This is a genomic window from Rhizobium sp. 22-785-1, assembly GCF_053521965.1.
On the sequence record NZ_JBNWDI010000001.1, the window covers coordinates 504,546 to 530,339 of the forward strand.

Consider the following 25,794-nt stretch of genomic DNA (forward strand, 5'->3'; position numbering starts at 1 on the left):
CAACCGGCTCACGTAAGCACACGCTGCCAATCATCGTCCATCTGATTGCGAAACCACGTCATCTGCCGTTTGGCATATTGACGGGTCGCAGCCGCAGCCTTCTCAATCACCTCGCCTTCGCTTATCCGACCCGCCAGAAACTCGGCAATCTGCGAGACGCCTATCGCCTTCATTGCCGTGGAATCCTGTGGCAAGTCGAGAGCCAGAAGCGCTTGGACTTCTTCAACGGCACCGCTCTCCATCATATGGGCGAAACGTCGGTTGATGCGATCATGCAGGACGTGGCGCTCCGGCAAAACCACCATCTTGCGGGCACGAGCCGGATCGATGATCACAGGCCCCGTGGCAGATTGAAAGGTCTTGATCGACTGGCCCGTCGCTTCCAGAACCTCGAGCGCTCGCACAGTCCGCTGGCCGTCCGTCGGCATCAGCGCTTGTGCCACGTCGGGGTCTCGGGCCTGGAGTTCGGCATGGAGTGCCGCGGAACCCTCTTCGATCAGACGCTGCCTGTACCGTTCCCGAACATCGGACGCGATCGCAGGCATGTCCGAGAGACCGCCCGTCAGCGCCTTGAAATAAAGTCCAGTACCGCCGACGATCACCGGGAGCAGCCCCTTCGCCTTGAGTTGAGAAAGAAGAGTGCCGATCTCCCGCAGCCATTCGCCCGTAGAATATAGCGCCTTGGCCGATACATGCCCGTAGAGGAGATGGGGGATGCCGCCCATCTCGTCCGCCGACGGTCGAGCCGTCAGCACCTGCAACGTGTCATAGATCTGCATGCTGTCGGCATTGATGACGACGCCGCCATGCTGCTTGGCCAAACGAAGCGCAAGGGCGGACTTGCCGCTTGCGGTCGGGCCGGTTATCAGGATCGCATCGAATTGTTCATCAAGGTTTTTCATCATGGCTTTCGTTGCCACGCTTATCGCCAATCCGTCAAATCCTGTTCTCAGCCCAGCGCTTGGAGAAACGGCGGCGCAGGCCGTTGGGGCATCCGGCCTTTACTGGCTGGCAGACGGTGTTGCCTGCGATATGGTGCTGCCGGAAGGAGCCGATACTGACGCTGCCCGCACGACGCTGTCCGCCACGATCGCCGGGCTACCCATCGACATTGTCATTCAGGATCAGGATACACGCCGCAAGAAGATCCTGATTGCCGATATGGATTCCACCATGATTGGGCAGGAATGCATCGATGAGCTGGCCGCCGAAGTGGGTTTGAAGGACAAGGTGTCGGCCATTACCGCACGTGCCATGAATGGCGAAATCGCCTTCGAGCCTGCACTGCGTGAGCGCGTGGCGCTATTGAAAGGCCTGCCTGTTTCCGTCATCGATGAGGTCATTGAAAAGCGTATCACGCTGACCCCCGGCGGTAAGGAACTGGTGGCGACGATGAAGACCAAGGGCTACTACACAGCTCTTGTATCCGGCGGCTTTACCGTCTTTACCGCACGCGTTGCGGATATGATCGGCTTCCAGGAGAACCGGGCCAACATCCTTGGCGAGCAGGACGGACAGTTGGACGGAACGGTCGCCGAACCCATTCTGGGAAAGCAGGCCAAAGTCGATGCGCTGATCGACATTGCGAACACGCTTGGTATTTCGCCTGAGGATGCATTGGCCGTTGGCGATGGCGCAAACGATCTCGGCATGCTGCACCTTGCCGGCAGCGGCGTTGCCCTGCACGCCAAACCCGCCGTGGCAGCGGAAGCGAAAATTCGCATCGATCACGGCGATCTCACCGCCCTCCTCTATCTTCAAGGTTATCGCAAGTCGGATTTCGTCACCGCATGATCATCCACGGTACACCACGCCTTATTCTGCGCGCCTGGAAGGAAAGCGACCGCACCCTTTTCCGCGAGATCAACGCCGATCCGGTCGTCATGGAGTTCTTTGCCGTGCGCCGCAGCGACGAAGAATCCGACGCCATGATGGACAGGATCAACGCCGTCATCCACACCACCGGCTTTGGCTTCTACGCCATGGAAAATCGAGAGACTGGCGAACCCATGGGCTTTTGCGGCGTCGCCCCGGTGACTGTCGACAACGTCTTTACCCCAGGCACGATGGAAATCGGCTGGCGGCTGGCGACCAGATACTGGGGTAAGGGCTACGTGACGGAGGCGGCAAAGGCGCTTCTCTCGATGGCTTTCGACGAAAAGCGCCTTTCCGAGATCGTTTCCTTCGCCGTCTACAACAATCATCGCTCTACGGCTGTCATGAAGCGGATCGGATTGAAGCGCAACGCGGCACGCGATTTCAATCACCCACGCGTGGCGGAAGAGACACATCCGCACCTTCGCCCTCACGTCACCTACGCGCTGACGCTGGAGGAATGGCGGGCGCGATAACATCGCATCCCGCTGCCCCACGTCTTCACTTCACCGCGGCATTGCCTCCATCGGCATAGAGGGCCGATCCGGCCACAAAGCTTGCCATCGGACTTGCGAGGAAGAGCGCTGCCTGCGCCAACTCCTCAGGGCTTGCGATGCGCTTCATCGCATGAAGACCGGCGGCCCATTCTTTTTGTGCGTCGTCTCCAGCCATCGCCGTATCCACACCGCCCGGCAGCAGGGCATTGGCGCGAATGCCTTTCACCGCATAGTCGGCGGTCAGACCTTTCACCAGTCCCATGAGGGCAGCCTTCGCCGCGCCATAGGCAGCCATTCCAGGCAGACAAACACTCGTGCCGACAAAGCTGGAGGTGAAAACAATTGCTCCGCCGCCACGCGCCAGCATGGATGGCACCTGGGATTGCGCACCGAGAAAGGCCGAGGTCAGATTGGCGTTCAATGTGTGATGCCATTCTTCGAGCGAGAGTTCGGCGAGCGGCTTGATCGCGCCGACAGCGCCCGCATTGTTGACGGCAATATCGAGACCGCCGAACCGATCCACCGCCGCCCGAACCAATCGCTCATGCGTCTGCGCAAGACCGACATCGCCGACCACCGCATGCACCCGGCCGCCCAGATTCGCGATTGTCTCGGCAACCTCATTCAGCGCCCGCTCGCCACGCGCATTGATGACGACCGCAGCACCCTCTGCGGCAAAGAGCAGCGCGGTCGCCCGGCCAATACCGGATGATGCGCCAGTGATAATTGCGACCTTATTATTTAGAAGTGTCATAGGCTTTGGCCTCCATTTAATGAGGGCCAAGGCTTAGAGAGCAGCTTCATTAACAGCCACCCGTTTCATGCGTTTGCGCTAGTGCAGACCAAAGACGTGTAGCAGTTCCTCGCGCTGGCGAACAAAGGCTGGCGAACTCCGGTCACGCGGGCGCGGAAGATCGACATCGATCAGCCGGGGTGCGGCGCCCTTTTCTCGCGGGAGGATCAGGATACGATCGGCCAGATAAAGCGCCTCTTCCAGATCATGAGTAACAAGAACCATGGTGACGTCTTCTTCGCGCCATATGCGTGCAAGCTCCTGCTGCATGCCAATCTTGGTCATCGCATCCAACGCGCCGAGCGGTTCATCCAGCAACAGGATTTCCGGCTGGACGGCGAGAGCCCGGGCAATGCCCACACGTTGGGCCATGCCACCGGAGAGCTGTCGCGGATAGGCATCCTCGAACTGCTGTAAGCCGACGAGATTTATGTAACGGCGTGCGCGGCTGCGCGCCTCTTCCCGGCTCGAACCTTGCGTTTCGAGCCCGAAGGCGACATTGTCAAGCACAGTCAACCAAGGCAGAAGCCGCGGCTCCTGAAAAATCACCGCCCGCTCCCGACCGACACCGCGCACGGCGTTTCCATCGATCAGGACGTCACCGCGATCTGCCTCTTCAAGCCCTGCCAGCACCCGCAGAAGGGTCGTCTTGCCGGAACCGCTGGCCCCAACGATAGCGAGGCTTTCGCCGGATCCGATGGTGAGGTTCAGGTCTTTCAGCACCTGAAACGGCCTACCATTCAACTGGTAGGATTTGGAGAGATGGCGGATCGCCACCTCTCCCCGCAAAGACGCTACTGCACTCATCACATCACCTCAATTGCTGGCGGTTGCGGTTTCAGGCGAGTAGAGGATCTTCTCCGCTGCGAGTTGGCCCGGCTGAACCTTGCCCTCGCGGGTCAGAACATCGATCCAGAACTGCAGGTCACGATCGACGGCCTTGCCGCCAGGCCGCACGCCGTAGCCAAGGAAGTACTGCGCCAATTCTGGGTTCTCGCCACGCTCTTCGAGCGCCTTGGCCAGAATTGTCTTGGTTTCCTCCGGATGCTCACGAGCGTAATCGAGTGCCCGCTGAGACTGCTCGACAAATGTCTTAGCCGCTTCCGGATGCGCCTTGATGAAATCGCGACGCAAGACCACGAAGCCGCCAGCAATATCGCCGAGGACATCGGTGTCATCGAAGACAGGACGAATGCCGCCATTCTTCTTGGCGAGGCCTTCGAATGTCGTCTGCCAGTAACCGAAGGCTGCGACATCCACTTGGCTGGAACGAAGCACCTGCTCCAGTTGCGGTCCCGGCACGACAACCGGCCTTGCGGCATCGGCCGGCAGGCCTTGCGAATGCAGCGCCTCGCGGATGGTGTAATCCAGATGCGCACCGAGCGTGTTGACCGCAATCGTCTTGCCGGCAATATCCTTGATCGTCTTGATCGGGCTGTCGTCCAGAACATAAAACACCGACTGGACCTGATCGTTGATGCCGTTCGAAGGATAGGCGGCAACGAAGTCATTTCCGCCGGCAATCGAGTTCAGCACGGCAGACGTCGCAGCACTTCCGATTTCGACGTCACCGGAGGCCAGCGCAAAGAGCGAGGCCGGGCCACCTTGGGCATAACCGACATTTTCAAAGCTGACGCCAGTTCCTTTAAAATAGCCGAGTTTTTCAGCAAGCTCATGCGCGGCAAGACCGCCCTGACTTGCGAGGTAGCGAAGCTTGATCTCTTCCGCCGAAGCGATGGTGGTGAGGCCGAGGAAAAAGGCTGCCGAAAGCAGCAGCTTGCGGGAATGGAAGGTCATGGTTTTGTCCTTTGAATTTGAAGAATGAGGGATCGATGCAGGATCAATGGGACGGCGCAGACCAGCGGCAAAGCTTGCGCTGGAGCAACACGAGCCCGGCATTGGCCGCGAGCCCCAGAAGCGCCAGAAGCAGGATCGACGCATACATCAGCGGAATCTGGAAATTATATTGAGCGTTCATCACCTGAAAGCCGACGCCCTTATTGGCACCGATCATCTCGGCAGCGATGAGCAGCAGAAGCGCGGTGGTGGCAGAAAGGCGAAGGCCGACGAAAATGGCCGGGACGGAAGCAGGCAGTATCACACGCCGGAAGATCGCGATCGACCCGGCCCCATAGGTCCGGGCCATTTCAACGAGCTTGCGATCCACTTCCTTAACTCCGCCGATGGTAGATAGCAGGATCGGGAAGAGCGTCGCCCAGAAGATGACGAAGACCTTGGATGCTTCACCGAGGCCCAGCATCAGAATGAAGACCGGATAGAGCGCCAGCGCCGATGTCTGGCGGAAAAACTGCAGCAGCGGATCGAGAGCGCGTTCCACAGCAGCCACCTGCCCCATGAAAAGGCCGAGCGGAATGCCAATGACAACCGCGGCTGCAAATGCGATGCCGGACCTCTGCAGGCTGATGGCGATGTCATCGATCAACGCCCCGCCGACAATGCCTTTCCAGAGAGCGGCGACGATAACGTCGAGCCGTGGAAAGACCGCAGGGTTGATCCACCCCTGCGCGCTTGATATTTGCCAAGCCGCCAAAAAGCCGAGCACCAGCGCATAGCGGGACAAAAACGGCCTGCCATAGCGGTTGATCGCCTGGATGGCGAGTGGCGCACGTTTCTCGCCACGATAGTCCAGCAAAGCCGGATGGGTGGATTTTACCTCGTCGTAAGACATGATCGCACCTCACTCCGCCGCCTGGACAACCGGTTGCTGAACCGACCAGCGATTGACCGGGTATGGAAGACCAAGATTCTGGCGAAGCGTGGTGCCTTCATAATGCGTGCGGAACAGGCCGCGCCGCTGAAGTTCGGGGATAACGAGATCGACAAAGTCGTCGAGCGCTGTGGGAAGCCACGGAGGCAGGATGTTGAAGCCGTCTGCCGCCTCGTTCTCGAACCACTCCTGCAGCGTATCGACGATTGTCTCCGGTGTGCCGACGATGGTGTAATGACCACGGGCCGAGGCGACCCACTGATAGAGTTGCCGGATGGTGAAATTGTTCTCGTCGGCGATCTGGCGCAGCAGTGCCTGTCGGCTCTTCATGCCCTCCGTCGGCGGCGCCACGGGTAGCGGCCCATCGAGATCGTAGCCCTTAAGATCCAGCGTACCCCCTGTCAGACCATTCAAGAGGCCGACGCCATCCTCTTCAAGGATGAGCGAGGTCAGCTTCTCATACTTTTCCTGGGCTTCCGCCTGGGTTCTGCCGACAAAGGGCGATACGCCCGGCATAACAAGAATATGGTTCGGATCGCGACCCAGACGGCGAGCGCGGGTCTTAATGTCGCGGTAAAATTCCTGCGCCGTCTCAAGATGCTGGTGAGCAGTGAAGATCACCTCTGCCGTTGCCGCTGCCAGATCGCGGCCGTCCTCCGACTGTCCAGCCTGCACGATAACGGGATGGCCCTGCGGCGAGCGCGGCACGTTGAGCGGACCACGCACTTGGAAATGCTCACCACGATGATTGGTCTCATGCAGCTTGGTCTTGTCGTAGAACACACCGCTTTCCACCTCGCGGACAAAGGCGTCATCCTCGAAGCTGTCCCACAGCTTCTTGACGACATCCACGTGCTCGGCGGCGCGCTTGTAGCGGCTGGCATGGGGCAGTTGTGTATCCAGATTGAAGTTCTGCGCGGCAGAATCACCGGTTGTCGTCACAACGTTCCATCCTGCCCGACCGCCGGAAATGAGATCCAGCGAGGCGAACTTGCGCGCCGTCAGATATGGCTCCTCATAGGTCGTGGATGATGTGGCGATGAAGCCGAGATTCTTGGTGAAGGGTGCGAGCGCCGAGAACAGCGTCGTCGGCTCGAAACCCGCAACCCTAGCATTTCCACCCTCGCGCGCCCCTCCGAAGCCGACAGCCAGATTGTCTGCCAGAAAATAGGCGTCGAACAATCCGCGTTCGGCAGTTTGTGCCAGTTGCTTGTGAAACTCGAAGCTCACCGCGCCATCCACGGGCTGATCGGGATGACGCCATGATGCGATGTGCTGTCCACCGCCCGGCAGGAATGCGCCCAGTCTGATCTTGCGTGTCATTGGTTCCTCGCTTTGGAGCTCTGCCATGTCTGCCATCAGGCAGGACAACGGCCCGTTTAGCCGCGACACCCGTTCACCACGTGCCGCCTGAGAAGAAACCTACATTGTCTATTATTTTTATATAGAAAGAAGATTGCTCGATTGCTGATGCTGAGCAAAAAGATTTCTGTTGTTGGGCGCAGATACAGAACAGCAGCAAATATGTTCCGAAACAGGAAACGGTGCGTGTTCTGCACAGGAGGAGTTACACCTGACGAAATCGCACATCGTCCTCATCTCGGACTGGCCATCCCGCCAGCAAAAAGCCGCCCGTTGGAAACGGACGGCTTTGATGATGTGTTCGCTAATAGCAGAAGGCTAAAGTCGAAGCAGACTATTCCAGCGGTATTGCCACGAAACGCAGATTGCCCTGCGCATCGGCAATCATCATATGCGCATTCTTCCGTCCGGCAGACTTGAGGCCATTGACGCGTACAAGCACATCGCCTGGCACCTCCATGAAATCCTGCCCGACTTCAACGATCACGTCGCCAGCCTTGACGCCTTTTTGCTCGGCAACCGAGCCCTGCGCAACGCTCGCCACATAAACGCCTTCGACGCTTTCTGCGATGCCCTTTTCCGTTTTCAACTCATCCGTCAACGTCACGAGGTCCATGCCAAGCACGGACTGCGATGCTTCGCGCGTATCCGGCGCCTGCTGCTCCGTTTCGGCGCCATCCCTGTCTTCGGGGGCGGTCATTTCACCACCCTCACCATCTTCAGGCATGGCGTCATCGCTGCTAGCACCCGGTTGCTGGTCTTCGGCACTGTCTTGCAACTGGCCAAGCTTGACCTTGATCTTTTCTTCCTTGCCATCGCGAAGCACGACGACATCGACTTCCTTGCCGACAGGGCTTTCCGCGACGATCCGTGGCAGGTCGCGCATTTCCAGAATAGGCTTGCCATCGAAGTTCAAGACGACGTCGCCCGGCTTGATAGGCCCGTTCTCCACCGGGCCTCCCTTTACCACACCGGAAATCAGCGCACCCTTCGCGCTATCCATTCCAAGACTGGAAGCGATATCGTCTGTCACTGGTTGAACGCGCACGCCAAGCCAGCCGCGACGGGTTTCGCCGAACTCGATCAACTGCTGCACGATGTTCTGCGCAAGTTCGGTGGGGACGGCAAAACCGATACCGATCGAGCCGCCACTCGGCGAAATGATTGCCGTGTTGATACCGATCACCTCGCCCTTCATATTGAAAAGCGGACCGCCGGAGTTACCCTTGTTGATGGCAGCATCGGTCTGGATGAAGTTGTCATAGGGGCCAGCATTGATGTTGCGTCCACGCGCCGAAACGACACCGACAGTCAGCGAACCGCCGAGACCGAAGGGATTGCCGATGGCCATGACCCAGTCGCCGATACGCATCGTCCGCGAGTCGCCGAACTTGACCGCCTTGAGGGATGTCTTCGGCTCCACCTTCAGAACCGAAAGGTCCGTCTTGGTATCGGTGCCGACAAGCTTTGCCTTCAGTTTGTTGCCGTTCGGGAAGATGACCTCGATATCGTCGGCACCTTCGATAACGTGATTGTTGGTGACGATGTAACCCGCCGGATCGATGACGAAGCCGGAGCCAAGCGAGTTGACCTTCTCGCCGCCGTCGGGCTTCTGGTTATCAAAATAGTCCTTGAAGAACTCCTGGAAAGGTGACCCGTCTGGGATACGCGGCGGCGTTGGACCCTTGCCCTCGGCCTTGACGCTCTGCGAGGTGGAGATGTTCACCACTGCATCCAGAAGCGGCGCAGCCAGATCCGCGACAGAGGCTGGCCCATTGGTCTGCGCCATCGCACCCACCGGCATGGCAACACCACCGGAAAGAAGGGCAAAGGCTGCCAGACCGGCAACGCTGCTGCGGAAGGGCGAAAATCGGGTTACGGGCATCAAGCGTCCTCGCATCTGCAAATAGTAGCCTCAAGCTTTAGGAACCAAGCATAAGGCGGAATGATGAAGTGTGAAAAACCTTTTCGTGAAGAGCGCGCGAATCTTGGCCGACCTTCCACTGCAAATTCATACGTAGCGGAAAACTGTGGCTGTCGCACGTTTTACAAGAAGGACGGGCCGCGATGTACCGGTACAATCCTAGAGGCCTCAAGAAGGATAACCCCGGAGGTAGAAATAATTCTATTTCATGAAGTAAGCAAACACACCCCACAAAAAAAGAAAAACAAAGAATAATAAAAATGAAGCAAAAAACAGAAACAACATCAAAAACAGGATGTTCTCTAAGAAAGACCTGTCACTCCATCCTCTGATCATCCTAAGCCAAATGTAGACGACAATATCTTCAAGATCCATCCCGATCTCTATCGCTTGAAAAGATGAGGGCACTCCAACAGCCGTTTCAGTTGCCCTCACAATTAAGCTTTAAAAATGACCTCACATAGCTTCATAAGAAAAGGCCGCTCAAGGCGGCCTTTTCAATCTTATCAATCCAACAATCAGTTCGCCGGCGCCGGCGTCGGCGCAGTGCCGGGCGCTGCTGGAGCAGCGGAAGCCGCACCCTGGGGCTGCGTACCGTTGATGTTGTTGAAGTAGCGGAAGAAGGTTGAATCTGGCGAAAGAACCAGAGTCGTCCCGCTGCCGTTCAGCGAGTTGGCGTAAGCCGTCATCGAGCGGTAGAACTCGAAGAAAGCAGGATCACGTTGGAAGGCCTCACCGAAGATGCGGTTGCGTTCCGCGTCGCCTTCACCGCGCAGCACTTCAGATTGGCGCTGAGCGTCGGATTCCAACTCGACGACCTGACGATCGGCGATAGCACGACGGCGCTGGCCTTCTTCGTTACCGCGGGCACGGATCAGTTCGGCTTCTGCAAGACGTTCGGACTTCATGCGATCGAAGGTCTGCTGCGAGACTTCCTGCGTCAGGTCTGTGCGGCGAATACGAACGTCCACGATGCTGATCCCGAGAGATTCGGCATCAGGACGCAGATCGTCACGTACTTCCTGCATCATCGAAGCGCGGGCGTCCGATAGAGCGGATTCGAAACCACGCAGACCGTAGACGCGGCGAAGCGATGCATCGAGACGAGTGCGCAGACGCGATTCCGCCGAGAGCTGATCACCCGAAACAGTTTCACGGAAGCGACGCGCATCGGTGATGCGATAGACCACGAAGGCATCAACTTCATAGAATTTGCCGCCCGAGACCTGAACACGGATATTGTCGTGGTCGAAGCGCAATGCGCGGTTTTCGATATACTGAACGCGATCGGCATCCATGAAGGCGAATGGCAGCTTGAAGTAGAGACCCGGCTGCGTCTTCACGTCCTGGATCTGACCGAAGCGGACGACGATCGCCTGCTGTCTCTCATTCACCACGAAAACCGAAGAATAGACGAGGAAGAACAGGACGGCGAGGCCGACGAGAATTGCCGTAAGACGATTGCTCATATCAGTTGCCTCCCTGCTGTGCTGCGCCGGTATTGCCGCGCATCATTTCATTCAGAGGCAGATATGGCACCACGCCCTGCTTTTCATCGATGATGATCTTGTTGGAGCCCTTCAGAACGCGCTCCATCGTTTCGATGAACATACGCTCGCGCGTTACTTCCGGTGCCGTGCGATACTGATCGTAGATCGAGACGAAGCGTTGTGCTTCACCCTGCGCTTCGTTCACGACACGGCTCTTGTAAGCGTTGGCCTCTTCGACGATCTGGGCTGCCTGACCGCGTGCCGCACCTAGCTTCTGGTTGGCATACTGATTGGCTTCTTGAACGAAGCGATCCTCATCCTGTTCCGCACGCTGCACTTCATCGAAGGCGTCAGCGACTTCGCGCGGCGGTGCCGCATCTTCGATCGCAACCGCGTTGATGGAAATGCCGGCACCGTAGCTGTCCATCGTGCCTTGGATGATGTTGCGAACATCGGCAGCGATCGCCTGGCGGTTGTCACGGAAGATGTCTTGCGCCGGACGACGGCCAACAACTTCGCGCATGGCACTTTCGGAAACCTGCTGAAGTGTTTCAGCTGGCGTGTCGACGTTGAAGAGATAGGATTTGGGATCGGAAACCGTGTAAAGCACCGAGAACTGGACGTTGACGATGTTCTGGTCACCGGTCAGCATCACGCCGGTGGCAGCAGAAGACGAAGTAGCGCGTGCGCCGATATTCTGCTGCTGCTCGGTCACCTTGACGATCTCGACAGTCTCGATCGGCCAGAAGTGATAGTGCAGACCCGGCATGGAAACTTCATTCTTTGGCTTGCCGAAGCGCAGCTCCACACCGCGCTCATCCGGTTGAACCGTATAGACGGACTGAATGCCGATGAAGGCGAGGATTACGAGGGCGATGATGGCGACGACGCCACCATTGAAGCCCCCTGGAAGCATGTGCTTGAAACGATCCTGACTGCGCCGGATGATCTCTTCCAGATCGGGCGGGCCACCATTACCGTTGCCGCCGCCTCCACCACCGCGTGGACGGTTTGGCCCTGATCCCCAAGGTCCACCCTGGTTATTTCCTCCACCGCCGCCGCTATTACCGCCGCCGCCCCAAGGGCCGCCGCCGCCATTCTGATTGCTCCAGGGCATTCATACCTCTTTGTTATAAAAACTTTCCCGCTCCCTCTCCAACGCGCTTTCGCGATGCCGGCGGGAATATCGTCCTCGTTATAAGAAGGCGACGCGTCTGTTTCAACGCAGGGGCGGTAACTTAATACCAGACAGGTCCAAATAGTTTACTTTGCCGCACCGCGCCGCCGATAGGTTGAAAAACGCACGGCATAATCGTCCTTTTCCCCGGCTGACAGGGCAATTTCATCGGTTTTTTCAAAAACGCTCAAATCGATTTCCGGAAAAAACGTATCGCCATCCAGTTCAGCGTCTACATGGGTGACGGAAAGTTGATCGGCGAAGGGCATGGCCTGACGGTAAATCTCACCACCACCAGCCACATAGATGGCGTCCACACCGAGTTCTCGGGCCTTGGCTTTTGCCAGCGATAAGCCATCCTCGAGCGAGGAAACGACCTCGACGCCATCCGGTTTGTAGTCGGGATTACGGCTGATGATGATATGCGGACGCCCCGGTAAGGGGCGCTCGCCGACGGAGAGGAAAGTCTTGCGGCCCATGATCATCGGCTTGCCCATGGTCTCAGCCTTGAAGCGCTTCAGATCGGACGACAGCTTCCAAGGCATATCCAGCTCGCGCCCGATAACGTTGTTTCTGGACACTGCGGCAATCAGAACGATGCGGGGTTCACTCATACCGCAATCGGTGCCTTGATGCTTGAATCGGCTTCGTAGTTCTCCAACGTAAAGTCTTCGAACTTAAAGGAAAACAGATCCCGCACTTCCGGATTGATCCGCATGGTCGGCAGCGGCTTCGGCGTGCGCGTCATCTGCAGTTCGGCCTGCTCGAAGTGGTTCGCATAGACATGCGCGTCACCCAACGTGTGGACGAAATCCCCAGGCTTCAAGCCGGTGACCTGCGCCACCATGAGCGTCAACAAGGCGTAAGAAGCGATGTTGAAGGGCACTCCGAGAAAGATATCGGCGGAGCGTTGGTAAAGCTGGCAGGAGAGTTTGCCATCCGAAACATAGAACTGGAACAGGCAGTGGCAGGGCGGAAGCGCCATTTCGTCGACCAGCGCAGGGTTCCAGGCCGAAACGATATGCCGACGCGAATTGGGGTTGGTCTTCAGGCCCTCGATCAAAAGCTGAATCTGGTCGATGTGACGACCATCCGGTGCGGGCCATGAGCGCCACTGCGCCCCGTATACAGGACCCAGATCGCCCTTTTCATCGGCCCACTCGTCCCAGATGGTAACACCGTTTTCCTTGAGATAAGCAATGTTCGTATCGCCCTTCAGAAACCACAGCAACTCATGGATGATCGAGCGTAGATGCAGCTTCTTGGTGGTCAGCACCGGAAAGCCTTCGGAGAGATCGAAACGCATCTGATAGCCGAAGACGGAACGCGTGCCCGTCCCGGTACGATCGCCGCGATCGCTTCCCGTTTCCATCACATGCCTGAGAAGATCGAGATATTGCTTCATGTCGTTCCGCCACCTAGTCTCTATGGGTTTGTTATACCCCTTCCCGGCAGCGGAACCAATCGACTGAGGAATTAAATCCCCAACAGCTTTATACGTCAGACGGTCTCAAGCTTGTCCAGATGCTTGGCCACAAGGTAATAGAAGGTCACGCGCGATTTGCTGCGGTCGGCCGCCATCTCCTTCGCGGTCGCGGCAATCGCAGCGTCGGCGTCAGCGCCATCCACACCGAGCTTCTTGGCGCACCATCCACTCTTCACTCTCGCAAGCTCCTCCGGGTCAGATGACGACACCAGCGCCGAGTCGCGATTGCGAAGCGCGATACCCAAATATTTGACGATCTTGTTCACCACGGCTTCATCGGCATTGGGATCGTATGTCTTCACATCTGCAAGATAGTCCGTCATATCCTTATCCTCCATGTTGAGCGGCCGGATCGTATCTACGTCCGCTTCAAGAAGAACATGTTCGAACCCCGCAACCGCGTCAAGAATCTCATGCAACCAAACGTGGTTCATTCCTTTATCGAAATGTCACAAGGCCTCTTTTCTAACAGCGAAGAAATGCCTATATGACCTCTGCCGGGTGCAAATCCGGCTATGGCGATAAACGGTCGATGGAATAAACCTATTGGACCCGGGGGCGGTACCCGGCGCCTCCACCAAAAACCGGCGGCTTCTTGCGATAAGGCCGGCTTTTGATGGGGGCGAAATAGGATCGACAAGGGCGTAAAGATCGAACTTTTGCTCGGCATGATACCGCCGTTATCGGGTCACAAGTGTAGTTGCAAATGACAACAACGCTAAGGAATACGCTCTCGCTGCCTAATGGCGGTGCGGGAATTCCGCTCTAAGTCCTTACGGTTAGCCCCGTAAGGCGGGGTTCGGAGGTACCTGGCAACAGAAACCTCCACCTTCTCTCCTCTTTTGAAATTCGTTATAGGGTGCGTCTGACTCGCTTTCAGCCTTACGTCACTGCGCATATATTTGCCGCGGTTGATGAGTAGAACATGCTGGAAGCGGCAAAGGCTTTTTCATTGCTGCGCATTAAGACATTGCGTATACTTAGGTAAAAGACGTTCGAATAAGGAAAGACAGGACCGTATGGGGCAGGATCATATCCGTTACGACATTCTCGCACAGGATGCCCTTCGCGGCGTTATCCGCAAGGTTCTGAGCGAGGTTGCGGCCACCGGTCGGTTGCCGGGCGATCACCACTTCTTCATCACCTTCCTGACCGGCGCGCCGGGCGTTCGCATTTCGCAACACCTCAAAGCGAAATATGCCGAGCAGATGACAATCGTCATCCAGCACCAGTTCTGGGATCTGAAGGTCACCGAGACCCTTTTCGAGATTGGCCTGTCTTTCTCCGACACGCCTGAAAAGCTGGTGATCCCTTTCAACGCAATTCGCGGCTTCTACGATCCGTCGGTCAACTTCGAACTCGAATTCGACGTGCCGATGGCGGAAGAGGAAGAGGTTCAGGAAGCAGAGATCACCGCATACCCGGTTCCTGCAGAGGGCAAGCCGCAAGTATCGGAAGAAAAGAAGGTAGATGAGGAGAAGAAGGCCGGTTCGGTCGTCTCGCTCGATGCGTTCCGTAAGAACAAGTAAAGTGTTAGGCGGCCGCATAAGCGCCGTAAGCAATACCGTGATCACTGGGAGCACTGCATGACGGGCGACGTCGTCAACCTTCGCCAGTTTCGCAAGCAGAAGACACGCTCCGAAAAGGAAAAACAGGCGGAGCAAAACCGCCTGTCATTTGGCCGAACAAAAGCCGAAAAGTCCCTGACTGACGCCCTGAAGAGCAAGGCGGATCGTCAGTTCGATCAGGGCAAGCTTGAGAAAAACGACGGCGACGCCGAGTAGAACTTTTTCGTTTCTTTGACAACGAAAGCCTCTAGCGGAAGCGGCTGACCTAAAAGATCGCGACACGCCTTCAAGGCAGAGCCCGGTACCACGGTCTCATCTTGCGCTCCCCCATCTTCATATTTGAGCGCACCGACAACCGCCGGTTAAAAACTGCATCCGTCCTCCATTCACTCTGTCGATGCGCCAGTCGGACCACCGCCCAGCTCTCGCTGGCTTTCCGATCGCTGTTTCGATATCGGGCAGAGCGGCACTAGAGCGTCATCCTTATGCGACGCACAAAGAACGCTGTATCTTCTTTAATCTGCGCATCGTGCTGTGCCAAAATCGGTTACGATTTTTGGGCCTATGCCAAAGCGCGCCAAAAGCCGTGGAACCCACGCCGGATAGCGGCGTTATCGAACGCAAGCTCCTATACATTTCATGGACTTGCAGGCAGACAGTGAATCAGATTGCAATCCTCTTGAACCAGTTTGGAAAGCAGCGACCTTGATACGCAAGCACTCCACGACTCTTCATGGTCACCGCACCAGCATTTCTCTGGAAGATGCATTCTGGGAAGAGTTGCGTGCCATTGCAGAAAAGCGAAAAATGAGCTTTGCGGCGCTGCTGGCTGAGATCGATGACAACAGATCGGAAAGCAGCAATCTGTCGTCGGCTCTGCGGGTCTACGTCCTGACTTGGCTCAAAGCGCAGCCATAGCAAAACCCGATCGAGGTCGAAGCATCCTGCGATCTCCAATCCTGCTGACATGCGGAACGCCATTCCCGCAAAAATGTTTCTCGTCACCACAACCTGCGCGCCATACAAGCCGAGATCAGGGCGGAGAGTCTTTCGGTGGATCGGAAAATTGCCTGATCACGTCCTGCGTCGGCGGAACCGTCAGGGTCGGCGCGGACTGCTGGTCTTGCTGTTGACGCTGCAAGCGCTCCTGCTGTTCTTTCTCCGCCTGCAGACGCTCCTGTGCCATGTTGCGCAGGCGTTCTTCCTCCGCCTTCCTGGCTCTGTCCTCTGCCTGCGCACGCTCCTTTGCCGCCTCTCGTTCTGCGGCCTGGAAGCGATACAGCGCAACCTCGCGTCTCAGACGCTGCTTTTCCAGAACGCTTGCCTGTAGCGCCTCGACGCGCCGTCTTTCCTTTTCGAAAGCGCGAAGAGATAGGTAGCCGGTAAGCCCGGACACATCGGTCGTCAAAGCAGGCTGCGCGAGGGGACCGACATAGTTGAGGCGAATGGACGGCGAAGCACCGGCAAGCTCTTCGATGCCCGGCTTATAGTCGAGCCCGACGCTACCGGTCAGCGTTTCGTCCGCCAGATTGATAGAAAGCTCGCCTGTCATGGACAGCTTGTCGGTGGAAGCCGTCACATTTTGCATGCGCAGACTGCCATCGGAGATGGTGAACGGCATCGAAATCTGCCCGAGCGGAATGTCTCCCTGCCATAACTGCTGATCGACCAGCGGGCGAACCTTTGCCGCATCAATGTCGCCCTGAAGCCCAGATGCTGCCTGAAGCCAAGGCTGGAAGGCATTCGGGTTGAGGCCGCGCAAGACGAGATCGTCCGTACGAATCTCGCCAGAACCACTGGCCGCGGTCAACAATTCACGCACACTCTTGCCCGTGGCTTCCGCTGTCAGATCGGCAGCAAAGCGCCCGGTCACCACAGGACCATTTGCATTCCTCCAAATGATGCTTTCGGGATTGGCACCGGCAATGGAAAGCTTGGTGCGAAAAATAGCGGCACCCTCCCCTGTCGCCATGGCGACGCTGCCGGAAACCTTGCCGCCCATCCAGTCGCCGGACATATTATCGAGCGATAAAGTGCCGTTGGCGTGGGTCAGATTAAACGAAGAGCCCGAAACGGTGCCGAAAGGTCCTGCAGCGAACTTCGCCGCCTTGACCGCCAACGCCGCCTCCACTTTCGGGAATGCGGGAAGTGCGACCGGCTTGGCATTCAGGCCGCCATTTTCCGCATCGATAACCGGCCCGTACATGGCGTCACCCAGCCAGTCCATATCGACGCTGGCAAGTGAGATATCGCCCATCAATCTGTAGGGGGCTGCTCTTGATATCGCGACATTGCCGGAGAAAGCGTTACCGCCTGCCTGACCGGCCAGATTTGTGAAATTCGCCTTGTCCTTGTCGACGGCAAGCTTGGCATTGAGCTTGGTCGACATGCCGCCGCCCAGTTGCGGCAGCCCCACGGCATTCATGATGAGATAGGGTTCGATATCGGCGCTTTCGAGCGCCACATCGGCACTGCCTTCGCCGAAGCTTCCAGGCGCCAGCGAGAAGCTGCCTGCGGCGGTGAAGTGCGTACGCTCGGTTGAAAAGCGGAAATCGGTCTGCATTGCAGCGCCGACGCTTCCGTTGAGCTTAACCGATAGCAGGCCTTCGCCATCGGCATCGAAGGGTAACGGATCGAGCCCCGCTTGGCCAAACAGAATGGCAGTCGACTGGTTCTTGAGGACCGCTTCGAGCGTCAGGGCAGTATCGTCGGTAATGGAGAAGAAATCGGGCAGCTTGGCAACCGCTGAGAGCCGGCTGCCATTGATGGTGCCGGAAACGGCAGCGTTTGCGCCGCCACTATTGCTATCGACGGATAGATCAACCGTAACATCGGAATTGGCGTACCAGGCAGCACTTCTGACCAGACGATCCAGCAAAGGATGGTGCGGGAGCTTGCGTGCAACGAGTTCAAGAACCGGCTGCGCATCGGCGGCGCGCAGATTGACCGTGCCCTTGCCACCATATTTGAGCAGCGAGCCCTTCAGCTCACCCTTGGCGTGAACCTCGGCACCGGCAATATCACCTGCCGTCATCGTCTCGAGCGCGAGAACGCCCTCTGATACCGTGAAGCCGGTCTCCACCTTATTGGCGGTCACGCCCGCCATATTGAAACGATCAGCCTTGAACTTCGCACTGATGCGATGATCGAAGACCGACGAGCCGTTCTGATCGCCAAGCACCAGGCTTCCAAGGGCCTTCAAGGCGTCTAGATCGATCTCGTCACCGGCCAGATCGATATCGATGCTCGATCCTTTGTCCATCGCCTGGCGTAAAAGACTACCGCGCAAAGACGCCTGACCAATGGCGAGCTCGAGGTTGTCGAAGCGCTGCGCCTTGGTGGTCAGCGACACCTTGGATGAGAACCCGGCGGCATTAAGTTGGCGGATTGCCGGATCGACACTACCCGTCAACCAGTTCGCAAGTCCGGAAGGCTGGTTGGAGGCGACAAGTAGATCGCCGTTGAAAGCAGGCCCGCCTGTCAGCGTCAGCGAACCCTTTGCCTCGAACTGGGTGCGGCCCGGAAGCACGGCAACGGCATTGACCACCTGCCAACCCGATCCGTCCGGTCGAACATCGAGGCGGATATCGCGGATCGTGGTGTCGTCGGAAACCAGCGCGGGCAGACTGATGCTTGCTTTGCCCGGCACCTGCGGCACCGGAATGCGCGCAATCAGATCCGCAAATGCCTCGATCCGCTGGCGCACCGACACGGTCGGAACCCGCGATGTCTTGCCACTGGAAGACGCTGGCGCTGGCGTGAAACGATTGAAGTCGATCTGCTGACCGTCGGCAGTCAGCAGAAACTCAGGCGCCGCTCCGGTATCCAGCGTTGCCTCGCCGGTGACGATATAGGGATTATCGGTGCCCCCCAGCTCCATACGGTAGCTTGGAACCCGCAAACGCCCATTTGTCAGCTCGAAGCTGCCGCGTGTGCGCGGCGCAGAAAAGATCGATTGATCCTGCTTTTGCTGCTTGTCGTCGCGCCTAAAATTGAAGGCGAAGGAGCCGCTATAGACTGGACGACCAGCCGTCGCTCCGATACCGCCATCGAGATCGATTTCGACCGGATACTCATCCGGCTGCAGCCGCAAACGAAGTCCCATCCGACCGACCGTTGGATCGGGCTCGCCGCTTGTGAGCGAAAACGAACCGGCGTGCCCGTCGATAGCTGCACGCCCATCCGCACGCCAGGGTCCCGCAAGAGACTTCGCTGACATGGCGGCGTTCAGCCCGGTAATGGTGCGGTTGCGCCCGGATTGCTCGTCGATGAACTCTATCTGCCCGTCTTCGATATTGACGCTTTCCAGCACCACTGTACGAGCTGGGATCTCGGCGCGACCTCCACGCATCCAGTCCAGCGTTCCGTCCTTCAGCAGACGAATTTTCGCTTTCGGCTCTTCGATGCGCATATCGAAGATACGTGCTTCCCCGGAAAGAAACGGCGCAAGCTCGGCATCCATGGAAAAGCGCGCCACCTGAATGAGCGGCGAGCCATCGGCATCGGTGCCTGCCCGTACATCGTGCAAAGTCACGGATGGAAACGGCAGAAGCCGGGCCTCGACTGGTCCGTGGACCACGACCTTCTTGCCCAAGATGCGGCTTGCCTGATCTTCGAAGTCGCGACGGAAGTCCGTCCAATCGATAAAATACGGAATCAAAAGCGCCGCAAAAAGCGCCACGACCAGCAGTCCGCCCAGAAAAACCAGTATGCGTCCGAGCACGACCCGTCGTCTCCCATAATCACCGCTGAAAACTAGCGTTTTTTCGCTTCAGGGCAAGCATCAATTGGTTGATGGTTCTAACCAGTTCAAAGCCGGAAAAGCTTGCCCGGATTAAAAATATTATCCGGATCAAGCGACCGCTTGATGGTGCGCATCATATCGAGCGCGGCACCAGCCTCTTCCTCGAGAAAGCTCATCTTCCCCTGTCCTACTCCGTGTTCACCGGTGCAGGTGCCATCCATCGAAAGTGCACGGCGGTTGAGACGTGCGACGAAAGCTTCGGTCTTTACCACGCTCTCCGGATCTTTTCCGTCAAAAAGCACGAGAACATGGAAGTTCCCATCTCCTGCATGACCGACGATCGGCGCCAACATATCATTTTCCCTGATATCGCGCTGCGTTTCCACAACGCAATCGGCAAGGCGGGAAATGGGCACGCAGACATCGGTGGAAAGTCCATCGAGATGTGGTGCGAGCGCGCGGGATGCCCAATAGGCATCATGGCGCGCTTTCCACAGCGCGTTGCGCTGCTGCACGTCGCCCGTCCACTTAAAATCTGTGCTGCCGAACTCGCCAACGATTTCGGCAAATTGCTGCGATTGCAAAGCGGTCGTTTCTTCCGTGCCATGAAACTCGACGAAGAGCGTCGGCTTCTCCTCATAGCCAAGACCGGAATAGGCATTGCAGGCGCGGATCTGTACCTCGTCCAGAAGCTCGATCCGGGCCACTGGTATCCCCATCTGGATCGTCATGATCACCGCGTCGCAGGCGGCCTTGATTGTCTCGAAGCTGCAGACACCTCCGGCAATTTTTTCGGGAATTCCCTGCAAACGAAGGGTAACAGAGGTAAGGACGCCGAGCGTTCCTTCGGCGCCGACGAAAAGCCGCGTCAGATCATAACCGGCGGAGGATTTACGCGCACGCCTGCCAGTGCGGATTTCTTCACCCCTGGCGGTGACAGCGGTCACAGCCAGAACATTATCCTTCATCGTCCCGTAACGCACCGCATTGGTTCCGGATGCGCGGGTGGATGCCATGCCTCCGATGGAAGCGTTCGCGCCGGGATCGATCGGGAAGAACAGACCCGTATCGCGCAGATACGTATTCAATTGCTCGCGGTTGACGCCCGGCTCGACCGTTACGTCTAGATCCTCGGCGTTCAACTCTATGATGCGGTTCATCCGGCTGAAATCGATGGAGATGCCGCCCGAGGGCGCATTGACTTGGCCCTCCAACGATGAGCCCGTACCGAAAGGGATGACCGGGACCTTATGCTTCGCACAGGCCTTGACCACCGCTTTCACATCATCTGCACTTTCAACGAAGGCCACGCCATCGGGAAGCTGGGTCGTCAGGTACGTCGTGGTGTGGGAATGCTGCTCGCGAAAGGATTGGCCCGTCTGGAATTTATCGCCGAGATCGTGCTTCAGCACGGTTAGAACAGCGGCAATTCCAGCCTCGTTTCGCGTTCCCGATACGACATCTTTCAAAGCCATGACATGCTCCACCACACTGCAAATTTCGACCCGCGCCGCGCGCGGGTCATGGTGTGGTATGTGACAAGGCTTTCACTTTGTCCAGCGCAGGCTTTACCTTGCTTCAGTGTTGGACTCCAAATTATTCCGCCGCGAGAAGCGGTTTGTCTTCTTCCAAAGCGCGACGACGAATGGCCGTATCCAACTCGCGGTGAAGACGGATTTCCTCATCGGCCTGCGGCTTGGCGAAGCGCGCAATCAGCAGGTAGGAAACCGGCGTAATGTAGAGCGTCACCAGCGTCGCGAAACCGAGACCGCCGACAATCACCCAGCCAAGCGCGATACGGGCCTCAGCACCGGCACCCTGCGCCAACACAAGCGGCACGCCGCCGAGAATGGTGGCGATCATTGTCATCATCACCGGGCGCAAACGGATGCTGCAGGACTTCTCAATGGCGTCACGCACACTCGCCCCCTGGTCACGCAGATGGTTGGCGAACTCCACGATCAGAATGCCGTTCTTCGCCATGACGCCGACAAGAAGCACCAAACCAATCTGACTGTAGACATTGAGGCTCGATCCGGTGACCAACAGCGCGATGACGGCGCAAGCAAGGCCGAGCGGGACCGTCGTCATGATGATGAGTGAGCTCAGTATGCTTTCGAATTGCGCTGCCAACACCAGGAAAATGATCGCAATGGCAAAACCGAAGGTCAGCAGCATGCCGCTGGAGTTTTCCTGCAATGTCGCGGCCTCACCAAGCGGCATTAAACGCGCGCCGGATGGCATGATCTGGCCGGCAAGCTCGTTGACTTTCGCGACGGCCTCACCAAGGGAAACACCCTCGCGCAGGTTGGCGGAAAATCCGACCGACGGCAGTTGCTGTTCGCGATTCAACTGCGGCGCCACCGCATTTTCCTTCATAGTCGCGATAACCGACATCGGCACGATCTTTCCGTCATCGGTCTTGAGGAAGACATTCTCAAGATCAGTCGGATCGTTGATCGGGCGCGTTGAGGCCAGCAGGCGTACCGGTATGGCATCACCGTTCACGAACACGTCAACAATAGAGCGGCCTTCGAGCAGAGACTGCATTGCACGGGAAAGCCCGGTGATATCGATACCGAGATCGGATGCCCGCTCACGATCGATGGACACCGAAAGCTGAGCCTGGTTCGGCTCGTTGTCAAAACGCGGCGTATCGAACATACCGGTTTCTTCCATGGACAACAGCAACTTCTGGGTCGCTTCTGTCAGCGCCGGATAGTTGGATCCTACCATCGCCATGCTCAACCCGTTGCCAGCACCGCGAATGCGCAAGCTGTTCGGTTGCTGCGCCGTACCGCGCAGAGCGGGCACTTTTTGCGCAGCCGCGTTGATGTCTTGAGCAATCTGGTTCTGAGTTCGATCGCGATCTGCCCACGGCGCCAGCGTCAGCACCATGAAGCCGGAATTTGTTGCCCCGTTCATGCCGGTAATCGAGTAGATATTGCGGATCTCCCCGCTTTCGCGAAGCGGCGCAAGATTTTCCTCGATACGCTGCAGCTGGTCTCGCGTATATTCAAGACTGACACCTTGCGGTGCCGTAACGCGCATGAAGATCGAAGACCGATCTTCGCGCGGCGTCAACTCGTTCTGCACCATGCCGAAAGCGATCCAGGACACGCCAGCGAAGGCAAGCGATACGACAATGACGATCACCGGATTGTTTAGACAGCTCGAAAGCGTCTTTTTGTAGGTACTGGCGAACACGTTGCCGAACCAGGCAAGCGGTCCGGTCTGGTGCTCGACGGTCTTTTTCAGCATCCGGGAGGCGAGCATCGGGCAAAGCGTCAACGCCACGATGGAGGATAGGCCGACCGCGAAGGCGAGCACGAAGCCGAACTCGCGGAATAGGCCGCCCAACTGGCCGGGCAGGAAGGATAGCGGAATGAAGACCGCAGCAAGCGTTGCCGTCGTGGCAAGAACCGCGAAGAACACCTCCTGCGTACCGAGAACGGCTGCCGCCCGCGGCCCCATGCCTTCGGCACGGCGGCGCACGATATTCTCGAGCACCACGATGGCGTCGTCCACCACAAGACCCGTCGCCAGAACGATGGCGAGCAGCGTCAGGATGTTGATGGAGAAACCGACCATGTAGATCGCAACCAGCGTACCGATCAACGCGACCGGCATGGTGATCGCCGGAATGAGCGTGGCGCGCCAATCCCTGAGGAAAAGATAGAGAACGACGACAACGATCAGCGCGGACAGGCCCAGCGCCAGTTCCACCTCGTGAAGCGCGCCTTCGATAAAGACCGCATCGTCACTGGTGACGACAATTCTGGTGCCCTCTGGCAAGTTCGGCGTCATTGCTTCGACAGCCGCCTTCACGCCGCTCGAAATATTCAGAGTGTTGGACTGCGCCTGACGAATAACGCCAAGCCCTACCCCTTGCACTCCGTTGGAGCGTAATGACGTGTTCTCGTCATCCGCGCCAAGCTGAACGCTCGCCACATCGCGTAGGCGGACCTTGTCCTTGATCACAAGGTTCTCGAATTCTGCGGGCGTTGTCAGATTGGCGGTCGCGCGAACCACGATGTCTTGCGTCGAGCTCTTCAGCGATCCGGCAGGAACGTCGAGCGCGGCGGTTGCCAGCGCATTCGACACATCCGTCACCGTCAGCCCGCGACTGGCGAGGGCGGCCTGATCGAGATCGACCCGGAAGACCTTTTCCTGATCGCCATAAAGTTCCACATCGGCAACGCCGTCCACGGCAGCCAGACGATCGACGATCTCATCGTCCACGAGCTTCGTCAGGTCTTCCATGCTCAGTGTCGAGGAAGTGACGGCCAGACGCATGATCGGCTGGCTGTCGGAATCGGCCTTGATGATCTGCGGCTCATCGGCATCCTCGGGCATCTGATTGGTGACGCGCCCGATTGCGTCGCGCACGTCGTTCGCCGCAACGGCAAGATCGATGTCGTCACCAAATTCCAAGGTCACGCGGCTGGTCCCGAACTGGGACGCTGAGGAAATGGATTTCACGCCGCTGACGCGAGCGACCGCGCCTTCGATGGTCTGCGTCACCTCCTGGTCGATCGTCTGCGGCGAGGCGCCGTCATAGGTCGTGCGCACGGAGATGACCGGACGATCCACATCCGGCAATTCGCGCACTTCCACGCCGACGAGCGCCGCAAGGCCAGCAACGACGATAAGCGTATTGATAACGGCAGCAAGGATAGGCCGACGGACGAAGAGCGCGGTGAATGTCAGCTTCGAATCCTGGCCTGCGGGCGGCGTCTGTCCGGTCGATGCAGCACTCATCGGCTTGCCACCTCCGCTGCATTCGCAGCGTCCGCACGGCGCACAGCCCCACCTTCGCGCACCCGCTGAAGGCCTTCCGTTACAATAACATCGTCGGGTGTGAGATCGGCCTTCACCAGCACCGCATCCGGATTGCGTTGAACCACCTGCACCCGCACCTTGTTTGACTTGTTATCGTTCACACGCCAGACATACGATCCATCCGCGTCCCATTGCACGGCCAGCGGATCGACTGATGGATAGTTTTTTCCCTCGAACCGCATCGTCACGCTGAACGACATGCCGGCGCGCAATTCGTCCCTTGCATTGTCGAAAACCGCACGCACCCGCACGGTCCGGCTTGCTTCGTCCACACGATTGTCAACCGCCTCGACCTTACCCGTGAACGTTTCACCCGGACGCGAAACCGAGGTCGCCTCCACCGGCATGCCCACCTTGATCGTGGTCGCGAACCGCTCTGGTGCCCAGAAATTGACGAGAATTTTCGAGCGGTCGTCGATGCTGACAACGCTTGTCTGCGTCGTGGCATTATCGCCGACATTGATAGCGACGATGCCTGCGATTCCCTCGATGGGTGCGACGATGTTGCGTCGCTTGAGATTAAGCTCGGCGGTGCTGACGGCAAGCTTGGCGGACTCTTCGGCAATCTGCGCATCGAGAACATCGAGGCGCGCCACAGACCGGAGATTTCGGTAGGATGAGGATTTCTCGACCGCGCTCCTGAGAGCGACCTGCGCTTTATCGCGCTCGATCAACTGCTCGTCATCATCGAGCCGGGCCAGAACGTCGCCCTTCTTAACCTTCTGGCCAGAGGAAACCAGGATTTCCGAAACCAGGCCGGAAGCCTGAGGTGTCACGATGACGGTCTGGATGGCTTCGCCGTTGCCGATAGCGTTCAGGCGGTCGTTCACGGTGGCGGTTTTCACCGGAGCAGTTACGACAAGCGTCGCATTGCTGCGCCCGCCGCCCCTCTGCCCTGACGGTTTAGACGCAGAATCCGCGGCTGTCGGTGCAACTGGATTTTCTGCCGTGACGATGCCCGCGCTTGCCAAAAGGTCGCGCCCGGTGGACGAATTAAAGGCCCACAAAAAGAAGCCGGCTCCGACGACCGCCAGACTGACACCAATCTGCTTCCAAACCCGCATCCAATTCTCCGTGTAATTTAAACGCAAACGCGGTCGCACCATGGTGCCGACGCGCAAATGATTTATCGCAGTATCTTTGCAGCCGCTTAACAACGCAACGCATGATTCCGTTTCTTACTGAATTGTAATTCTCGATTATTTGACGACATTCAGTCTGAAATCGGCAAACTAGCAGTATCAGGAGTTGTAATGCTGGTCGGAAAACCTGAAAAAACGCATCTGATTGGCAGAACAAACGCACCTG

21 protein-coding genes and 1 other RNA gene are annotated in these 25,794 nt (G+C 57.8%); 6 read left to right on the forward strand and 16 right to left on the reverse strand.

What is annotated here, in order from left to right; genetic code table 11:
- Positions 1 to 8: 8 nt before the first annotated feature.
- Positions 9 to 905 (reverse strand): tRNA (adenosine(37)-N6)-dimethylallyltransferase MiaA, encoded by an 897-nt coding sequence (gene miaA / locus ACQZ5M_RS02415; protein WP_449078987.1) that lies wholly within the window; start codon positions 903 to 905, stop codon positions 9 to 11.
- Between miaA and serB the strand changes: the two genes are divergently transcribed.
- Entirely contained in the window at positions 904 to 1,794 is an 891-nt protein-coding gene (serB, locus tag ACQZ5M_RS02420; RefSeq protein ID WP_449078988.1) for a phosphoserine phosphatase SerB, read from the forward strand. The two genes, miaA and serB, sit on opposite strands and share 2 nt — an antisense overlap.
- Entirely contained in the window at positions 1,791 to 2,351 is a 561-nt protein-coding gene (locus ACQZ5M_RS02425) for a GNAT family N-acetyltransferase (protein ID WP_449078989.1), read from the forward strand. The genes serB and ACQZ5M_RS02425 overlap by 4 nt, the downstream gene beginning before the upstream one ends.
- Before the next feature lie 25 nt (positions 2,352 to 2,376).
- On the opposite strand, the gene ACQZ5M_RS02430 is transcribed toward ACQZ5M_RS02425, so the two are convergent.
- The 11 genes from ACQZ5M_RS02430 to ACQZ5M_RS02480 all read right to left on the reverse strand — a co-directional run bounded on the left by ACQZ5M_RS02430 (position 2,377) and on the right by ACQZ5M_RS02480 (position 13,655).
- On the reverse strand, positions 2,377 to 3,126 hold the full coding sequence (locus tag ACQZ5M_RS02430; RefSeq protein ID WP_449078990.1) for an SDR family oxidoreductase: 750 nt from the start codon (positions 3,124 to 3,126) through the stop codon (positions 2,377 to 2,379).
- Positions 3,127 to 3,204: 78 nt separating this feature from the next.
- Positions 3,205 to 3,972: an ABC transporter ATP-binding protein gene (locus ACQZ5M_RS02435; protein WP_449078991.1), complete on the reverse strand. Its 768-nt coding sequence runs from the start codon at positions 3,970 to 3,972 to the stop codon at positions 3,205 to 3,207.
- Between the two features lie 9 nt (positions 3,973 to 3,981).
- Positions 3,982 to 4,962 (reverse strand): ABC transporter substrate-binding protein, encoded by a 981-nt coding sequence (locus ACQZ5M_RS02440; RefSeq protein ID WP_449078992.1) that lies wholly within the window; start codon positions 4,960 to 4,962, stop codon positions 3,982 to 3,984.
- 43 nt (positions 4,963 to 5,005) lie between these two features.
- On the reverse strand, positions 5,006 to 5,854 hold the full coding sequence (locus ACQZ5M_RS02445) for an ABC transporter permease (RefSeq protein ID WP_449078993.1): 849 nt from the start codon (positions 5,852 to 5,854) through the stop codon (positions 5,006 to 5,008).
- A 9-nt stretch (positions 5,855 to 5,863) separates the two neighbouring features.
- The gene (locus tag ACQZ5M_RS02450; RefSeq protein WP_296021007.1) at positions 5,864 to 7,216 is read right to left on the reverse strand and encodes an LLM class flavin-dependent oxidoreductase; all 1,353 of its coding nucleotides are present in this window, start codon (positions 7,214 to 7,216) and stop codon (positions 5,864 to 5,866) included.
- A gap of 373 nt (positions 7,217 to 7,589) precedes the next feature.
- Positions 7,590 to 9,140 (reverse strand): Do family serine endopeptidase, encoded by a 1,551-nt coding sequence (locus ACQZ5M_RS02455; protein WP_449078994.1) that lies wholly within the window; start codon positions 9,138 to 9,140, stop codon positions 7,590 to 7,592.
- 557 nt (positions 9,141 to 9,697) lie between these two features.
- Entirely contained in the window at positions 9,698 to 10,648 is a 951-nt protein-coding gene (gene hflC, locus ACQZ5M_RS02460; protein ID WP_296084944.1) for a protease modulator HflC, read from the reverse strand.
- Between the two features lies 1 nt (position 10,649).
- Entirely contained in the window at positions 10,650 to 11,786 is a 1,137-nt protein-coding gene (gene hflK, locus ACQZ5M_RS02465) for an FtsH protease activity modulator HflK (protein WP_296021000.1), read from the reverse strand.
- Between the two features lie 146 nt (positions 11,787 to 11,932).
- Complete coding sequence (locus ACQZ5M_RS02470; RefSeq protein ID WP_449078995.1) at positions 11,933 to 12,460, reverse strand: dihydrofolate reductase; 528 nt, start codon at positions 12,458 to 12,460, stop codon at positions 11,933 to 11,935.
- On the reverse strand, positions 12,457 to 13,251 hold the full coding sequence (locus tag ACQZ5M_RS02475) for a thymidylate synthase (protein WP_449078996.1): 795 nt from the start codon (positions 13,249 to 13,251) through the stop codon (positions 12,457 to 12,459). Before ACQZ5M_RS02475 ends, ACQZ5M_RS02470 begins: the two co-directional genes overlap by 4 nt.
- Before the next feature lie 95 nt (positions 13,252 to 13,346).
- Positions 13,347 to 13,655 (reverse strand): DUF2853 family protein, encoded by a 309-nt coding sequence (locus tag ACQZ5M_RS02480; protein WP_296038765.1) that lies wholly within the window; start codon positions 13,653 to 13,655, stop codon positions 13,347 to 13,349.
- Between the two features lie 134 nt (positions 13,656 to 13,789).
- On the opposite strand from ACQZ5M_RS02480, the gene ssrA reads away from it, so the two are divergent.
- The 4 genes from ssrA (at position 13,790) to ACQZ5M_RS02500 (ending at position 15,818) form a co-directional block, all read left to right on the forward strand.
- Positions 13,790 to 14,162, forward strand: a transfer-messenger RNA (tmRNA) gene (gene ssrA / locus ACQZ5M_RS02485).
- Between the two features lie 189 nt (positions 14,163 to 14,351).
- Entirely contained in the window at positions 14,352 to 14,861 is a 510-nt protein-coding gene (locus ACQZ5M_RS02490; RefSeq protein ID WP_296038762.1) for an SspB family protein, read from the forward strand.
- 57 nt (positions 14,862 to 14,918) lie between these two features.
- On the forward strand, positions 14,919 to 15,116 hold the full coding sequence (locus ACQZ5M_RS02495) for a DUF4169 family protein (RefSeq protein WP_296038760.1): 198 nt from the start codon (positions 14,919 to 14,921) through the stop codon (positions 15,114 to 15,116).
- A 489-nt stretch (positions 15,117 to 15,605) separates the two neighbouring features.
- On the forward strand, positions 15,606 to 15,818 hold the full coding sequence (locus ACQZ5M_RS02500; protein ID WP_296039589.1) for a ribbon-helix-helix domain-containing protein: 213 nt from the start codon (positions 15,606 to 15,608) through the stop codon (positions 15,816 to 15,818).
- A 115-nt stretch (positions 15,819 to 15,933) separates the two neighbouring features.
- Here the strand turns inward: ACQZ5M_RS02500 and ACQZ5M_RS02505 are convergent, their stop codons facing one another.
- The 4 genes from ACQZ5M_RS02505 to ACQZ5M_RS02520 all read right to left on the reverse strand — a co-directional run bounded on the left by ACQZ5M_RS02505 (position 15,934) and on the right by ACQZ5M_RS02520 (position 25,550).
- Complete coding sequence (locus ACQZ5M_RS02505; RefSeq protein ID WP_449078997.1) at positions 15,934 to 19,623, reverse strand: AsmA family protein; 3,690 nt, start codon at positions 19,621 to 19,623, stop codon at positions 15,934 to 15,936.
- Positions 19,624 to 19,709: 86 nt separating this feature from the next.
- On the reverse strand, positions 19,710 to 21,119 hold the full coding sequence (locus ACQZ5M_RS02510) for an FAD-binding oxidoreductase (RefSeq protein ID WP_449078998.1): 1,410 nt from the start codon (positions 21,117 to 21,119) through the stop codon (positions 19,710 to 19,712).
- A 121-nt stretch (positions 21,120 to 21,240) separates the two neighbouring features.
- Entirely contained in the window at positions 21,241 to 24,405 is a 3,165-nt protein-coding gene (locus ACQZ5M_RS02515) for an efflux RND transporter permease subunit (RefSeq protein ID WP_296076172.1), read from the reverse strand.
- Entirely contained in the window at positions 24,402 to 25,550 is a 1,149-nt protein-coding gene (locus tag ACQZ5M_RS02520; protein WP_296076177.1) for an efflux RND transporter periplasmic adaptor subunit, read from the reverse strand. Before ACQZ5M_RS02520 ends, ACQZ5M_RS02515 begins: the two co-directional genes overlap by 4 nt.
- Positions 25,551 to 25,794: the final 244 nt, after the last annotated feature.

Coding starts and splice junctions, on each gene's coding strand:
- hflC (WP_296084944.1), bottom strand. CDS start 10,648: ATGAGCAATCGTCTTACGGCAATTCTCGTCGGCCTCGCCGTCCTGTTC.
- ACQZ5M_RS02520 (WP_296076177.1), bottom strand. CDS start 25,550: ATGCGGGTTTGGAAGCAGATTGGTGTCAGTCTGGCGGTCGTCGGAGCC.
- hflK (WP_296021000.1), bottom strand. CDS start 11,786: ATGCCCTGGAGCAATCAGAATGGCGGCGGCGGCCCTTGGGGCGGCGGC.
- serB (WP_449078988.1), top strand. CDS start 904: ATGGCTTTCGTTGCCACGCTTATCGCCAATCCGTCAAATCCTGTTCTC.
- ACQZ5M_RS02455 (WP_449078994.1), bottom strand. CDS start 9,140: ATGCCCGTAACCCGATTTTCGCCCTTCCGCAGCAGCGTTGCCGGTCTG.
- ACQZ5M_RS02510 (WP_449078998.1), bottom strand. CDS start 21,119: ATGGCTTTGAAAGATGTCGTATCGGGAACGCGAAACGAGGCTGGAATT.
- ACQZ5M_RS02445 (WP_449078993.1), bottom strand. CDS start 5,854: ATGTCTTACGACGAGGTAAAATCCACCCATCCGGCTTTGCTGGACTAT.
- ACQZ5M_RS02495 (WP_296038760.1), top strand. CDS start 14,919: ATGACGGGCGACGTCGTCAACCTTCGCCAGTTTCGCAAGCAGAAGACA.
- ACQZ5M_RS02515 (WP_296076172.1), bottom strand. CDS start 24,405: ATGAGTGCTGCATCGACCGGACAGACGCCGCCCGCAGGCCAGGATTCG.
- ACQZ5M_RS02490 (WP_296038762.1), top strand. CDS start 14,352: ATGGGGCAGGATCATATCCGTTACGACATTCTCGCACAGGATGCCCTT.
- ACQZ5M_RS02450 (WP_296021007.1), bottom strand. CDS start 7,216: ATGACACGCAAGATCAGACTGGGCGCATTCCTGCCGGGCGGTGGACAG.
- ACQZ5M_RS02435 (WP_449078991.1), bottom strand. CDS start 3,972: ATGAGTGCAGTAGCGTCTTTGCGGGGAGAGGTGGCGATCCGCCATCTC.
- ACQZ5M_RS02470 (WP_449078995.1), bottom strand. CDS start 12,460: ATGAGTGAACCCCGCATCGTTCTGATTGCCGCAGTGTCCAGAAACAAC.
- ACQZ5M_RS02475 (WP_449078996.1), bottom strand. CDS start 13,251: ATGAAGCAATATCTCGATCTTCTCAGGCATGTGATGGAAACGGGAAGC.
- ACQZ5M_RS02480 (WP_296038765.1), bottom strand. CDS start 13,655: ATGACGGACTATCTTGCAGATGTGAAGACATACGATCCCAATGCCGAT.
- ACQZ5M_RS02425 (WP_449078989.1), top strand. CDS start 1,791: ATGATCATCCACGGTACACCACGCCTTATTCTGCGCGCCTGGAAGGAA.
- ACQZ5M_RS02430 (WP_449078990.1), bottom strand. CDS start 3,126: ATGACACTTCTAAATAATAAGGTCGCAATTATCACTGGCGCATCATCC.
- miaA (WP_449078987.1), bottom strand. CDS start 905: ATGATGAAAAACCTTGATGAACAATTCGATGCGATCCTGATAACCGGC.
- ACQZ5M_RS02440 (WP_449078992.1), bottom strand. CDS start 4,962: ATGACCTTCCATTCCCGCAAGCTGCTGCTTTCGGCAGCCTTTTTCCTC.